Source organism: Tropicibacter alexandrii (assembly GCF_003667315.2).
GTDB lineage: Bacteria > Pseudomonadota > Alphaproteobacteria > Rhodobacterales > Rhodobacteraceae > Tropicibacter > Tropicibacter alexandrii.
Map to the genome: position 1 here is coordinate 277,494 of NZ_RCTZ02000002.1, position 14,719 is coordinate 292,212.

Consider the following 14,719-nt stretch of genomic DNA (forward strand, 5'->3'; position numbering starts at 1 on the left):
AGGCGGTCAGGCGGGGAAGCCGAAAGGCAGGTCGACAGGGCTTTGCCCCTGAAACGGAATGGCGCCGGTGAGGGCCTCGACCACCGCCTGCTGGACCGGACGCACGGCGCTGTAGGCGTTCACGAAAGTGGGGCAATCGGGCACGTGAAAGGTCAGGAAGGGTGAGCCGAGCGAGACATAGAGCGTCGGCAGGTGCTGCCACATCCGTTGCATTGTCAGCGGGAACGCCCCATGCAGCCGTTCCCAGTGCGGCCCAAGGTGTTCCTTGCCCGACAGCCCTTCCTCGGCCATCAGGTAGAGTCCGATATCCTGACCGGTTGCGTCGATGGGCTGGCCCGGCACAACGCGGGTGATCTCGAACCCGAGCCGCTCCAGCATGGCGGGGATTTCCAGATCGGGCAGGGGGGCCGATGGGCTGCGGCGGTCGCGCGCCTCGGCCAGCAGGATGCGGCGGTGCCGGCCGGGCGAGAGCGGCAGCAGGCCTTGGGTGTCCTTGACCAAGGTCACGCAGCCGCGTGCGACACCCTTGGCCCACCCACGATGTTCCTCGGTCCCCAGCAACCGTGCGCGCTGGCTCTCGGGCGGCACGGCGGGGCGGCCAAGATGCAAACCCATGGACGCCTTGAGCGCAAGAATGCGCAGCACCGCTTCGTCCAAGCGTCGCTGGGACAGCGCGCCGCTGGCCAGACCGTCACGCAGGAATTGCATGTCTTCTTCGATATCGCGCGGGAACAGCAAGATGTCGCATCCGCCTTCGATACACAACGGCACGATGTCCTTGCGCGCCCCACAAGAGGTGAAGCCCGCCATGCCGGACGCGTCCGAGACGATGACGCCATTGTAGGTCAGATCCCTGCGCAGCAGCCCTTGCAGCAGGTCGGCGTTGAGCGAGGCCGGAAGGCGCGCGTTGCCCGACGCAGCGCGATACGCGGGCAAGGTGACGTGACCGGCCATGACAAGGCGGACATCGCGGGCAATCGCGGCGGCATAGATCTGGCCGAAACTGGCGTGCCAATCGTCCATCGTCATGGTGTTGTGGGTGGTGACATAATGCTGATCGCGCTCGTCCAAGCCCTCTCCGGGGAAATGCTTGACGCAGGCCACGAGGCCATTGTCGGTCATCCCGTCGAGATAGGCGCAGACCATCGCACGCGTCAGGTCGACCTTGTCGGAGAAGCTGCGCGTGTTCACGGCGTTGGCGCGGAAATTCAGCGCGAGATCGGCCACCGGTGTCCAGGTGATGCCAAATCCCAGATAGCCCGCCTCGCGCGCGGCGATTGCCCCCATGCGCAGCGCGTTGTCCGGATCGCCCGTGGCACCCACCGCCATCTGGTTGGGAAAGGCCGTTCCCGCTTTGACGCTGGCTTTTTCCGACATCTCGATATCGGCCGTCAGCAAGGGCGGAATGGCGCTGTGCTGCATCAAAAGCGTGGCCGAGCGCCGCAGGTCGTCTTCGGCATAGCTGGGAAACCGATGCACACCGCCAAGGCCAAGCGCGGCCAGCGCCCTGATGGTGTCGTCCGACAGGTCACGGCACATCGGCAGCATGAGTTGCGCGATCTTCGCACCTGTCCCGAGCGCCTCGAACTGCGTCCTGACCCAATCCAGACCCGTCCGGTCAAGATGAAAGGGCGCGGCGCTGAGTTGGGCATCGGACAGCGGACGGGGCGAGGTGGGCATGGGCGATCTCTGGTGGTGTGCGGTCGCGGCCACCTTAGCCAAATGCGCGCTTTTCCGGGGCGCGCATAGGTCAGGGCTGGCCCAACATTTCGGAAACCAAACGGCGTTGCCTGCCGGGGCCACCGCCTCTTCAATACGAGGCAGACCCACATTGTGCCGCTCAAGAGGGCCGACAGCCCATGTCGGCCAAAGCGGACGAGGACAGAGTTGACCAAGATGAAGGCGTTTCAGAATTACCGGGTGATCGACACCACGCATGTGCTGGCCGGACCGTTTGCCGCGTTCCAGCTGGCCACGATGGGGGCCGAGGTCATCAAGGTCGAGGATCCGAACGACCCCGATCAGGCCCGCTCTCAAGGGCCGGACCGCGCCATGAACGGCATCGGCATGGGCACGGCCTTTCTGGGGCAGGGGGCCAACAAGGCGTCGGTCGCCATCGACCTCAAGACGCCTCAGGGCAAGGAGGCGATGCTTCGTCTGATCGACACGGCGGATGTGTTCATCGAAAACTATCGCCCCGGCGCGTTCGAGGCCTTGGGGCTGGGCTATGACGACCTCAGGCGGCGCAATCCGGGGCTCATCTATTGCTCGCTCTCGGCCTTTGGATCGACCGGGCCACGGCGGGAATTGCGCGGCTATGACAACATCATCCAAGCCTTTTCCGGCTTCATGGCGATGACCGGCGACGATCCGGACAAGCCGTTCAAATGTGGTGCGCCCATCATGGATTACGCGGCAGGCACGACAACGGCTTATGCGATTTCCGCGGCGCTTTTGCAAAGGGCGCGCAATGGCGGGAGCGGCAATTTTGTCGACGTATCGATGCTGGATGTGGCGATGATGTTCGCGACCTCGCATGTGGCCTCCTATTTCTGGACCGACAAGGTGCCCGCGCCGAAGGGCAACACCTATCCGTTTGCGACCATCGGCATGTATCACGCCAGCGACGTGCCGATGATGGTTTCGGCCTCGAACCTGAAACAGCAGGCGAGGCTTTGGCGGCTCTTGGGGCGCGAGGACATGGTCAAGCAGGACAACAATCAGCGGCTCGATGCCCATGCCGAGGAAAGCGCGGCGCTCAGCGCGGCCTTCCGGACGCGACCGGCGGCGGATTGGGAAGAGTTTCTGCAAGCCGAAGGTGTCCCCTGTGCCCGCATTCGCACCCTTGCCGAGACCCTGACCGACCCGCAAGTGCAGGCGCGCCCCGTGCTGCACCGGTTTGACGGCGCTGCGGGAACGGCCGACGGCATGACCACCACGCTGGCTGGATTCCGGATGCAACAAGGCGGCCCATCGCTGGAACGTCCGCCGCAGCGCCTTGGGGCGCAGACCGGGCAGATGCTGACGGAGCTTGGCTATCGCGAGGACGAGATCGCGCAGCTTCGCAAGGCCGGGATCATCGCGGACTGATCGTCAGGAGTCGCCGAACAGCCTCCGGAAAAGCTGAGAAAAATCAACCTTCTATACAGAATGTTTTGGCGCGCCAAATCTTCGGTGCGTTGACCGGAACACCCCGGAAACGGACACTTGGACCAACACGACCGCCGGAAAATGACCCTTAGGAGCAGGCACGAGGTCGCACCCTAAAGGGCCCGGCACCCGCCCGGATACGAAATCAACAGAGGAGAAAACGATGAAGACGTTCAAAGCAGCCGCATTGAGTGCGCTGATGGCCACCACCGCCGGACAGCCGATGGTTGCCGCCGATCTGGAGGTCACCCATTGGTGGACCTCCGGGGCCGAGGCCGCCGCCATCCGCGTGATCGCCGACGCCTTCAAGGAAAGCGGCAACGGATGGACCGATGGTGCAATCGCAGGGGCCGGGGGCGTGGCGCGGCCGCTGATCACCAGCCGCATCACCGGCGGCGACCCGATGGGCGCCACCCAGTTCACCCACAGCTCGGCCATGCGCGAGTTGATCGAGGCGGGTTTCATGCGCGACGTGACCGAGATCGCCGAGGCGCAGGGCTGGAAAGCGCAGATCTTTCCGCAATCGCTGCTGGACAGCTGCACCTTCGAGGGCAAGCTGTACTGCGTGCCCTCCAACATCCATTCGCAGCAATGGCTGTGGCTGAACAATGCCGTGTTCGAGGATAACGGGCTGGCCGTGCCGCAAAACTGGGACGAGTTCGTCGCCGCCGCGCCCACCCTGCGCGAAAAGGGCATCATCCCCTTGGCCCAAGGTCAGCAGGCATGGCAGATCCAGCTGATGTTCAACGTGTTGATGGTGTCCATCGGCGGGCCAGAGCTGTTCGACAAGGTCTATGGCGAACTGGACGCGGACTATGCCGCCGGTGCGGATGTCGCAAAGGTGTTCAAGGCCGCCGCCGAAGCGCGCGACCTGATGGACGGCTCGAATGTTCAGGCGTGGAACGAGGCCGCCCTGTTGGTGACCGATGGCCGCGCGGGCGGTCAGATCATGGGCGACTGGGTGCAGGGCGAATTCATGCAGGCCGGGCTGAAGGCGGGCGAGGACTTCTCCTGCCTGCCGGGGCTGGGTGTGCATGAATACATCACCGCCGCCGGGGACGCCTTCTACTTCCCCAAGGTCGACGACCCCGAGATCATCGCCGCGCAGGATGAACTGGCCAGCGTGATCGTGGCCCCAAAGACGCAGGTCGCCTTCACCGCCGCCAAGGGTGCGCTTCCGGTGCGCCGCGATGTCGAACTGAGCGATCCGACCCCTTGCATGGAAAAGGGCATGGAGATCCTGAAGGACGGCCGCATCGTGGAAAGCATCAACACCATGGTGTCCCCCGATACCGTTGGCCGCGTGACCGATCTGGTCGTCGAGTTCTTTGCCGACCCGGACTTCACGCCCGAGCAAGCACAGGAAGAGTTCGCCGAGATCATCGCAACGGCGGACTGACCGATCTGGCGCGGGCCGCCTCGCCCCGGTCTGTGCCAGCCTTCCCTTTCCCAACATCATCGGAGAGTTGCAATGTCGCAAAGCGGCAAACCGACAGCGCTGTTCAAAAACCTGAGTGCCAAGATTGCCGCCATTCCGATGGTGCTGACGGCGCTGATGGTTTTTGTCGGCTGCTCTGTCTGGACGATCATCTATTCCTTCACGAATTCACGCCTGCTGCCCAGTGCCGAATGGGTCGGTCTCGATCAATACGAACGGCTCTGGGGCACCCGCCGCTGGCTGATCTCGATCGAAAACCTGGCGATCTACGGCATCCTCATGCTGATCCTCGCGCTGGTCATCGGGTTCCTTCTGGCGGCGCTGATCGATCAGAAGATCCGGTTCGAAGACGGCTTTCGCACGATCTTCCTCTACCCCTATGCGCTCAGCTTCATCGTCACGGGCCTTGTCTGGCAATGGCTGCTGAACCCCGAATTCGGCATCCAGAACGCGGTGCGGAACCTTGGTTTCGAGACCTTCAGCTTCGATCCGCTCTACAACCCGGACACGGTGCTGTACGGCGTGCTGATCGCCGGTCTTTGGCACACCAGCGGCCTTGTCATGTGCCTGATGCTGGCCGGGCTGCGGGGGATCGACGAAGACGTCTGGAAGGCCACCAAGATCGACGGCATCCCGGCGTGGAAGACCTATATCGTCGTCGTCATCCCGATGATGCGCCCGGTCTTCATCACCACGCTGGTGCTGGTCACCTCGGGGATCATCAAACTGTACGATCTTGTCATCGCGCAGACCGGCGGCGGTCCGGGGTTGGCTTCGGAAGTCCCGGCCAAGTTCGTCTTTGACATGATGTTCGTCTCGCAAAACCTCGCCCAGGGTTTTGCCGCGTCGACCATGATGCTGGTCGCGGTGATCTTTGTCATCATTCCCTGGGCCTACCTTGAATTCGGAGGCAAGAAACATGGCTGACGTGACCACCAACATGCGGCGCCCCAGCCCGGCGCATGCCTCGGGGCCAAAGCCCCGCCGGGCGTTCAGCCGCAAGAACATCATGATCTACTCCATCCTGTTCGTGCTGGCGGTCTACTACCTGCTGCCGTTCTACGTGATGCTGATGACCTCGCTCAAAGGTCTGGCCGAAATCCGCACCGGCAACATCTTTGCCCCGCCGATGGAAATCACGTTCGAACCCTGGGCCAAGGCATGGGCCACGGTCTGCACCGGGCTGAATTGCGACGGGCTGTCGCGCGGCTTCTGGAACTCGGTCAAGATCACCGTGCCGTCGGTCTTTTTCTCCATCGCGGTGGCGTCGGTGAACGGCTATGCGCTGTCGATGTGGCGGTTCAAGGGGGCGAACGTCTTCTTCACCATCCTGATCATTGGCGCCTTCATCCCCTATCAGGTGATGATCTACCCCATCGTCGTGCTGCTGCGCGAAATTGGCCTTTACGGCAATCTCGGCGGGCTGGTTCTGGTGCACACGGTCTTTGGCATGCCGATCCTGACGCTGCTGTTCCGCAACTACTTTTCCTCGGTCCCCGAAGAACTGTTCAAGGCCGCCCGCGTCGATGGCGCGCGGTTCTGGACCATCTATTTCAAGATCATGCTGCCGATGGCGGTGCCGATCTTCGTCGTGGCCGTGATCCTGCAAACCACCGCGATCTGGAACGACTTCCTGTTCGGGGTGATCTACACGCGGCCCGAAAACTACCCGATGACGGTTCAGCTGAACAACATCGTCAACTCTGTCACCGGGGTGAAGGAATACAACGTCAACATGGCAGCGACGCTGCTGTCCGGGGTTGTCCCGCTCACCATCTACTTTCTCTCTGGCAAGCTCTTCGTGCGCGGCATCGCAGCCGGCGCCGTGAAAGGATAACGTCATGCAGCCAAGCGTTTCGATCCAGAACCTCAAGCTCGACTTCGGCTCCGTGTCGGTCCTGCGCGATCTCAACCTCGATATCGGGCAGGGCGAATTCCTCGTGCTGCTCGGCAGTTCGGGCTGTGGCAAATCCACCTTGCTCAACTGTATCGCCGGCCTGCTGGAGCCGACCGAAGGGTCGATCCACATCAACGGCAACAACGTGACGTGGTCCGAACCTTCGGATCGCGGCATCGGGATGGTCTTCCAATCCTACGCCCTGTACCCGCAGATGACGGTCGAAGGGAACCTGAGCTTTGGTCTGAAAAACGCCCGGATGCCCAAGGATGAGATCAAGACGCGTGTGGCCCGCGCCGCCGAGGTGCTTCAGATCGAACCCCTGCTGAAACGCAAGCCCGCCGCCCTGTCCGGTGGACAGCGTCAACGCGTCGCCATTGGCCGGGCGCTGGTGCGTGATGTGGACGTGTTCCTGTTCGACGAGCCCTTGTCCAACCTCGACGCCAAGCTGCGCGCCGATCTGCGGGTCGAGATCAAGCGCCTGCACCAGACGCTTGAAAACACGATGATCTACGTGACCCACGATCAGGTCGAGGCGATGACACTGGCCGACCGGATCGCGATCATGAAGGGCGGCGTGGTTATGCAGTTGGACACGCCGGATGTGATCTACAACAAGCCCGCCAACAAGTATGTCGCGGATTTCATCGGCTCGCCGTCGATGAACTTCTTCGACACGGTACTGACCACGGCGGATGGGCCGCAGGTGAGTATCGCGGGCAAGGACGTGTCCTTGGCGGGTTATGACTTTACCCGCCCCGGCGTCAGCGGCGATGTCTGGTTCGGCATCCGGCCCGAGCATATCCTGACCGGCGAGATGGCCGGTGCCGCCCCCACGCAATTCGAGGTGCGTGCCGAACTGGCCGAGCCGATGGGCGCGGAAACCCTTGTCTGGTCGTCTCTGGATGGCACCGCCCTGCGGTTCCGCGTCGATGGCCAGATGAAGATCACGCCGGGCGATGCGCTTCTGATCGGCTTTGATCCGGCGCGGGCCTCGATCTTTGACAAGGTCGAAGAGCTGCGCATTTGACCAAACTCACAGACCGGCGCCACGGCATGGCGCCGGTCTTTCAACCGCATCCGCGCAGGAACTTGAGGACAGCCGCGTTGAAACCGTCGGGGCAGTCCACATTGACCGCATGACCGCCGGGCAGATCCGTGATGCCAATCGCGGGATGCGCTTCCGCCAACCAGTTGCGCAAGGGCTGGAATTTCCGCTCGTAGCGACCGTTGACCAGTAAGGTCGGCACGGACACTGCGCCCAAGCGGCGACGCACGGACAATCGCGGCAGCCCCTCTTGCATCAACAGCGCCATGGTCTCAGGGCGGATCGTGTCGGCGCGCTGTGCAAGCCGCCGTCGCAGGTCGGGCGGAAAGCGCCTTGCATGCGCCGGGTGATACGGCAACTGCCGCAGCGCATCCGTGCCACCCGCGCGGATCGTGGTGACGAGCTGCCGCCGCGCTTCGAGCGCGTCTTCTGTCTCGGCCCCGCGCAGGGTTGCATTCGCATTGGTAAAGACAACCCCGGTGCAGGCCTCGGGGAACGTCAGGGCATAGCCCAGCACGATCCCGGCCCCAAAGCTCTGGCCGCACAGGTGCCACCGCGCGATGCCCAGCGATCTGCGTATCTGATCCAGCGCCTCGATGATGCTGTCGGGGCGCGCTTGCGTGGGATGCTCTGGGGCGGGGCTTTGGCGGTGTCCGGGAAGATCGACGCGGATCAGGCGGAACTGCTTGGACAGGGCGAGGTTGGGCTCCCACACTTCGCGGCTGACCAACAGGCCATGCACCATCAGCAAAGGCGGCAACCCGGTATCGGGCGCCGCCTCATAGGCGAGGGTCGCTGCCGGGACCCCGGTCAAATCACCGACCGATCCTGCAACCAGCGTTGTACCGTTTGCGCGACAGCCTCGGGCTGTTCGAACGGCAGCAGGTGTCCGGCCCCTTCAATCACCACGGACCTCGCATCGGGGATTTGCGCCGCAACGCCGTCATGCACGTCCTTGGTCGACAGGTGATCCTCGTCTCCGGTGATCAACAGCACGGGAAAGGGAAAATCGCCGATATAGCGCGTCGCATCCGGGCGATGCAGCAGGGCGAGGTTCTGGCGTTCATGGACCTCCGGCCCACAGTCGATGACCATCTGGCGGATACGCGCCACGAGGGCGTCATTCTGGCCACCGGCCTTGGACAAGACCTTGGGCGCCCAGTTCCGCGCATAGCTGACCATGTCGGCATTGGCCCCGTCGATGCGGGTTTGCCTGTGCGCCTGTTCGCCAGCGCCCGGACCTTCGGCACTGGTGCTGGACAGGACCATGGCCTTGATCCGGTCCGGGGCCTGCCGCCCCATTTCCATCGCCACGCGACCACCCATGGAATGCGCCATGACGATCAGATCGCCAGTTGTCGCGGCCAGCGCACGGCTGGCCATCTCTGGCAGGGTCGCGTCCTTGGTGGTGTCCGCGACATGGACCGCGTCCACATGCGACCGCAGCGTTTCAGCGATGGGGGACCAAGTGCGGGCGTCCGACATGATACCGGGAATGGTGACAAGTGTGACCATCGGGAAATCCAATCTTTGGTAGCGTGCTTTGCTGCGATGCTAACAGGGCCGCATGGGGTCGGAACCTGATCATAGGTTAGTGCAGCCCCAACACAAACACCCCCCGGCGCGGGAGCGGCACCGGGGGGGCTTGGTCGGGATGCACCCGGCCGGAGTGTTTTACGGCGCGGTCACTTGATCCCGGCGGCCTGAAGCCCCTTGACCGCGAGGGTATCCAGCTTCTTCGCAAACTCCGTGTAGTCATCCGGGCCAAGGAAGCGCGGCACGACCCCGGACAAGGCCTCGTACTCTTTGAAGTCCTGCGAATTCACCGCCTCGCGCAGACCCTCTGCCAGTTTCTGCTTGATCTCGTCGGGGACGCCTGCCGGGGCGACCAGCCCCCGGATCTGCTGCCAATCGGTGTCCACGTCATAGCCCATCTCGGTATAGGTCGGCGCGTCGGGCAGGGCGGGGTTGCGCTGATCCGACAGAACGCCGATCACCCGGACGCGGCCCGCCTCGACGAACTCGCGCAGCGATCCCGCATTGGCCGAGCCGACATCCACATGACCGCCCAGAACATTGGCAATGGTGTCGGCGGTCTTGTTGTAGCCGACCCAGTTGATGTCGATCCCGGCAGCATTGGTTGCCAGTTCGGACGCTACGTTCGAAACCGACCCGATGGACCCAAAGCCCCCGACATTCGGCAACTCGCCGCTGGCCTTCACAGCCGCGACGAACGCGTCGAACGTCTGGTAGGGGCTGTCTGCCGATACGAACAGCATGTAGCTGTCCTGCTGCAACATGGAGATCCAATCGAAATCATCGATGGTAAAGACGCCCTCTAGGCTGGTCTTCATCGCGGTGAATTGCGTCAGCGTGTTGACCCCCAGCGTGTAGCCATCGGGCTTGGCTGCCTTGACGATGGTCATCTGCGTTGCGCCGCCGCCGCCGGGTTTGTTGACCACGACCACCTCTTGGCCGAACACCGGCTCGGCGGCGCGGGCAAGGTTGCGCGCCAGAATATCGGTTGGGCCGCCGGGCCCGTTCGGGATGACGATTTCGATGGTCCGGCTTGGCCAATCGGCGGCCTCGTCAGCACATGCGGCGGTGGCGGCGACCATGACGCTTGCGGCAACGGAGACACCGCGCAGCAAAGACTGAATGCTCATTTTTCTTCTCCCTGTTATGTTTGCATACATTTCAAAATTGAATGCAACAAAAGGGTCATCTGAAAGCCGTGCCTGTTGAAGTGGACCTTTGGTTAGGGCTGGCTGCACATATTCTTGTGGCAGATTTTGCCAAGTTTCATTGCCATGAATCGACCCGAATTCCACAATGGGGGCCATGTGATCAGCAGCGAAACCGGCGCATACAATTAGCCGATTGATGGTGTTTCGTGCTGGCATGCACGCAACAGAACAGGGAGATCAGATATGCAATCCGCAACAGAAGGCCGGGCCTTTGTCCTTGTCCACGGGGCTGGACACGGGGGCTGGATGTGGAAGAGGGTCAGGGACCAGCTGCACGCCAAAGGGCACCGCGTCTTTACGCCCACGCTGACCGGGCTTGGCGAACGCTCGCACCTGATGAGCGGCGACATCACGTTGCAGACCCATATCGACGACGTCGTCAATGTCTTCGAATGGGAGGACTTGACCGATGCGGTTCTGGTCGGTCATTCCTATGCAGGTTGGGTCGTCACCGGCGCGATGGAGCATCTCGAAGACCGGGTGTCGGGGATCGTCTACCTCGATGCCTTCCTGCCCGAGGACGGCCAGCGCGGCATGGATTTCCTGAACGAGCAGCAGACCGCCGCCTTCGAAGAAGCGCGGGCGAAGGGCGAAGTCTCGCGTCCCGGCCCTACCTCCAAGGCGCTGCGTATCCAGTCGGAGGAGGACGCGGCTTGGGTCGATTCCAAGATCACCCAGCAGCCCATCGGTGTGTCCCTTCAGGCATTGGACCTGAGCGGTGCGCGGGATCGGGTGGCGAAAAAGCTTTACGTCCGTGCGCCCCTCTTTCCGCAACCGCGGTTCGATGCGGCGCTGGAACGCTGCCAAGCGGATGACAGCTGGAAAACCATCGTCATGGACAGCTGCGGCCATGATCCGATGATCGACGATCCGGATGCCGTGGTTGCCCTGCTTGAGGACATGCTGTGAGCCGATCCGCCGTGACCGTCCTTGCGCCAGCGGCCTTTGCGTCGGCTTTGAACGCGCTGGCGAAAGAGATGGACCCGGGCTTGGTCTCTTTCGCCTACGGCCCCGCCACAGGCCCGGCCCCGAACAGCATCACCAGCCGATTGCAAGCGGGCGCGCCGTTCGACCTTGTGATCTTGCCCATGGGTCTGGCCGAGGCCGAGAGCGCCGCCGGTCGGTTGGTCGGCGCGCCGGTCCGCGTCTTTGCCTCGACCGTTGCGTTCTGCGTGGCGTCGGGGACCGAGGTCCCGGACCTGTCGACCGAGGCGGGCCTTTGGAAAGCCCTGTCCGATGCCCCGTCGATTGGACTTTCGGCAGCGGGCAGCGGCAGGTTCTTCCGCCAAGTTTTGGTGCCTGCATCGGTCCAAACGGACGCGCTGGCGGCGAAATTGCAGACCATCACCGATCGCCCCGTTGGGCAGGCGGTTGCCGAAGGGCGGGTCGCGCTTGGTTTCCAGCAGAAGGCCGAGCTTCTGGAGGTGGACGGGATCACGGTTATCGACGATCTGGCCGATGTGGCGCGCAACGACACATGGCTTGCGCTTGCACGGCGGGCAGGTGGCCAAAGTCCTGCCGAGAATGCCTTGCTCGACCACATGCGCTCGGCGCGCGGTCGGCACATTTTGGCAGAGCATGGTCTGACGCCCGCGCCGTGATGTCCCAAACCCGGCGGGGGAGTGGGTGCGATCGACGCCCTTGCGCGCGTTTCGGGATTTGCAAATGCTGTCAGCGTCATGGCCAAGGTCATCCTGCACGATGCTCTGGGTCGGCAAGCCATGCGAACCCCTTTTGTGAACGCGGGTTAGTCACTTCTTCAGCTATTGACGGGATGCTGTACGGCGTCCCTCGTGATGGCTGCCGAGGACATCCGCCTCATCAAGAATGGGTTTCGGCTTGGCCGCAACATTTGACGTCTTTTACCTCGGCACCGCTGCCGATATCGACCCGACAGAGGGTAACAGCGCCTCGGAGAACGCCGGTGCGCTGGTTGGCACGACCTTTGGCAGCATCGCGGCCCCGCTCTTCAATCAAATCCAGAGCTTTGCCCCCGGAACGGCGGGTTTCGGCGGCGGCAACACCGCTGGCTATGATGTAGACAACACCGTCACCAACGACCAGTTCACCATTGATGGCGGGCCGGATCAGACCTTGGACGGCACGGCGATCTACAACGCCACGATCACCTACGCAGACGGCTCTACCGCGACCATAACCGCGACTTTGGTGCAGGATACGGCTGGCAATCTCTACCTGATGCCAGAAGCGACCGTCAACGCGGACCAAGCGGCGCTGGAGGCAATGCCGATCAGGTCGCTGACGTTGAACAGTGTGTCCTCGACACCGTCCTATGCCATCGGGGATCGCGTCGCGGGCAGCTATCCCGATGCCGTCGTCGATGGCACCGCAGGCAACGATTCCATGGGCGTCGGCTATACCGACGGCGAGGGCGATCAGATCACGTCGGGCGATGACAGCATCGATGCGGGCGCGGGCAACGACTTGGTTGCGGCCGGTGATGGCAACGACACGATTGCTGGTGGTCTGGGCGACGACACCATCTATTACGGTCTGGGCGATGACTCGGTTCTGGGCGGCGACGGCGCCGATTTGATCGATGACGTCAGCGGTTCTGTCTATGCGACGGGGGCCAACTTCCTTGATGGGGGCGCTGGCAACGACACCATCTATGGCGGCAACTCCACGGATACGATCCTTGGCGGGGAAGGCAATGACTGGATTCAGGCGCATGACGGCGATGACGTCATCAAGGGGGGCACGGACGCCGATACGATCAATGCCGACTTGGGCGATGACACGATCCAGCTGGAAGACGATTTCGGCAACGACTCCATTTCGGGCGGCAGTGGGAACGAGAACAATGGCGGCGACGTCCTTGACCTGAGCCTTGTCACGCAGGACACGACGGTCGATTTGACGTCGAGCAACCCTGAAAACGGGTCGATTTCGAACGGGACCGGCACGGCGACCTTCATGGATATCGAGAACCTCGTTCTGGGGGGTGGCCGCGACACGGTCGTGCTGGCCGATGGGTCGGGCAGCGATACGATGCAAGCCTTCGACATGGCCGACAGCGGCGACGGCACCACCAACGACCGGCTGGATGTCGCGGGGCTGACCTCGGATGGTGGCACGACACCGGTCACCACGGCGGATGTTGTCGTCACCGACGATGGCGCGGGCAACGCGGTTCTGACCTTCCCGGGCGGCGAGAGCATCACACTGCTGGGGGTGGCACCGGCCTCGTTGGGCAGCGCGGCGGACCTGAACGCGATCGGCATTCCGATGCCCCTCGACTACATCGTCGAGGGCACCGCAGGCGCAGATCTGATCGACGGGGCGTTCGCCGCCGATCCCGAAGGCGACATGGTCGACGCGGGCGACAACCTCGCCGGCAACAATGATGACAGCATCCTGTCCGGGGCGGGCGACGATACCGTGCTTGCCGGCGCAGGCAATGACACGCTGGTCGGCGGCATCGGGGATGACAGCCTGCAGGGCGGTACCGGCGTCGATACCTTCGTCTACGCGGCGGGTGACGGCAACGATACGATCACCGATTTCAACTTTGGCAACACCGGCACGCTGAGCGACGGGATCACGACCAACAACGATTTCGTCGACCTTTCGGGCTTTTACGACGACATCTGGGAACTGCACGCCGATCAGGCCGACGACGGTCAATTGAACCAGTCCAACGACGGCGTCGGCGGGGTCGATTATTCCGACAATACCCAGTTTGGCACCGGATCGCTGACCTTCACAGGGGCCAGTGCTGACGGCGCGTTCTTTACCGTGGAGAACACCGGCGTCGTCTGCTTCACCTCCGGCACCGCCATTCGCACCCCCCGTGGTGATGTCCTGATCGACGACCTGCGCGTCGGCGATTTGGTCAGCACCGTGGACAACGGCCTGCAGCCCATCCGCTGGATCGGGCGGCGGCATGTGGACCACGCCAGCTTGCAGGCCGCCCCCAATCTGCGCCCTGTCCTGATCCGCAAAGGCCTGCTGGGGGTCGCGCGGGACCTTCTTGTGTCGCCTCAGCATGGCATACTGATCGGGCGTGATCATCTGGTCCGCGCCAAGCATCTGGCCGAAGCGCCAAGAAGCCGGATTCGCATCGCCCACGGTAAGAGCGACGTCACCTACATCCACCTGATGTTCGACGCCCATCAGATCATATGGGCCGAAAACCTGCCCTCGGAGAGCTTTTATCCCGGCCCGGTTGCGCAGAAAACGATTGCACCGGAACCGCTGAGGGAACTGCGCGCCCTGTTCCCCGATGTCGTCTCGTCACGGGTCTCCCTTAGTCAGATCGAGAAGGAATATGGCGAACCGGCCCGGTTGTTCATACCGAGGAAGTCAGCGCAGACGGTTTTTCACATGGCGCGGGCGGGCTGATCGTCCGGTCCATTCATGGCAAGGGCCCCCGATATTCGCTGACCGACAGCCAGAAACATCCGCAACCGGCGCGC

General features: G+C 63.0%; 12 protein-coding genes. 8 read left to right on the forward strand and 4 right to left on the reverse strand.

Annotated elements, in window-relative coordinates:
• Positions 1-6 precede the first annotated feature (6 nt).
• On the reverse strand, positions 7-1,680 hold the full coding sequence (locus tag D8Z78_RS03950) for a glycoside hydrolase family 3 protein (protein WP_121629020.1): 1,674 nt from the start codon (positions 1,678-1,680) through the stop codon (positions 7-9).
• 216 nt (positions 1,681-1,896) lie between these two features.
• Between D8Z78_RS03950 and D8Z78_RS03955 the strand changes: the two genes are divergently transcribed.
• From D8Z78_RS03955 to D8Z78_RS03975, 5 genes are all read left to right on the forward strand, one after another.
• The gene (locus D8Z78_RS03955) at positions 1,897-3,090 is read left to right on the forward strand and encodes a CaiB/BaiF CoA transferase family protein (RefSeq protein WP_121629279.1); all 1,194 of its coding nucleotides are present in this window, start codon (positions 1,897-1,899) and stop codon (positions 3,088-3,090) included.
• 223 nt (positions 3,091-3,313) lie between these two features.
• Entirely contained in the window at positions 3,314-4,549 is a 1,236-nt protein-coding gene (locus tag D8Z78_RS03960) for an ABC transporter substrate-binding protein (RefSeq protein ID WP_121629019.1), read from the forward strand.
• 72 nt (positions 4,550-4,621) lie between these two features.
• Positions 4,622-5,515: a carbohydrate ABC transporter permease gene (locus D8Z78_RS03965; protein WP_121629018.1), complete on the forward strand. Its 894-nt coding sequence runs from the start codon at positions 4,622-4,624 to the stop codon at positions 5,513-5,515.
• Entirely contained in the window at positions 5,508-6,425 is a 918-nt protein-coding gene (locus D8Z78_RS03970) for a carbohydrate ABC transporter permease (protein ID WP_121629017.1), read from the forward strand. The genes D8Z78_RS03965 and D8Z78_RS03970 overlap by 8 nt, the downstream gene beginning before the upstream one ends.
• Before the next feature lie 4 nt (positions 6,426-6,429).
• The gene (locus tag D8Z78_RS03975) at positions 6,430-7,515 is read left to right on the forward strand and encodes an ABC transporter ATP-binding protein (protein WP_121629016.1); all 1,086 of its coding nucleotides are present in this window, start codon (positions 6,430-6,432) and stop codon (positions 7,513-7,515) included.
• 40 nt (positions 7,516-7,555) lie between these two features.
• Here D8Z78_RS03975 and D8Z78_RS03980 read toward each other — a convergent pair whose 3' ends face one another.
• From D8Z78_RS03980 to D8Z78_RS03990, 3 genes are all read right to left on the reverse strand, one after another.
• Positions 7,556-8,347 (reverse strand): alpha/beta fold hydrolase, encoded by a 792-nt coding sequence (locus tag D8Z78_RS03980; RefSeq protein ID WP_121629015.1) that lies wholly within the window; start codon positions 8,345-8,347, stop codon positions 7,556-7,558.
• Positions 8,344-9,048, reverse strand: a complete 705-nt coding sequence (locus D8Z78_RS03985) for an alpha/beta fold hydrolase (RefSeq protein WP_121629014.1) — start codon at positions 9,046-9,048, stop codon at positions 8,344-8,346. The genes D8Z78_RS03980 and D8Z78_RS03985 overlap by 4 nt, the downstream gene beginning before the upstream one ends.
• A gap of 170 nt (positions 9,049-9,218) precedes the next feature.
• A complete protein-coding gene (locus tag D8Z78_RS03990; protein ID WP_164932875.1) occupies positions 9,219-10,199 on the reverse strand; it encodes a tripartite tricarboxylate transporter substrate binding protein in 981 nt (326 codons plus the stop codon).
• 264 nt (positions 10,200-10,463) lie between these two features.
• On the opposite strand from D8Z78_RS03990, the gene D8Z78_RS03995 reads away from it, so the two are divergent.
• From D8Z78_RS03995 to D8Z78_RS04005, 3 genes are all read left to right on the forward strand, one after another.
• Positions 10,464-11,189 (forward strand): alpha/beta fold hydrolase, encoded by a 726-nt coding sequence (locus D8Z78_RS03995; RefSeq protein ID WP_121629012.1) that lies wholly within the window; start codon positions 10,464-10,466, stop codon positions 11,187-11,189.
• Positions 11,186-11,881 (forward strand): molybdate ABC transporter substrate-binding protein, encoded by a 696-nt coding sequence (locus D8Z78_RS04000; RefSeq protein ID WP_121629011.1) that lies wholly within the window; start codon positions 11,186-11,188, stop codon positions 11,879-11,881. Before D8Z78_RS03995 ends, D8Z78_RS04000 begins: the two co-directional genes overlap by 4 nt.
• Positions 11,882-12,119: 238 nt before the next feature.
• Positions 12,120-14,645 carry a Hint domain-containing protein gene (locus tag D8Z78_RS04005; protein WP_164932876.1) on the forward strand — a complete coding sequence of 842 codons (2,526 nt, stop codon included), beginning with the start codon at positions 12,120-12,122 and terminating at the stop codon, positions 14,643-14,645.
• Positions 14,646-14,719 lie beyond the last annotated feature (74 nt).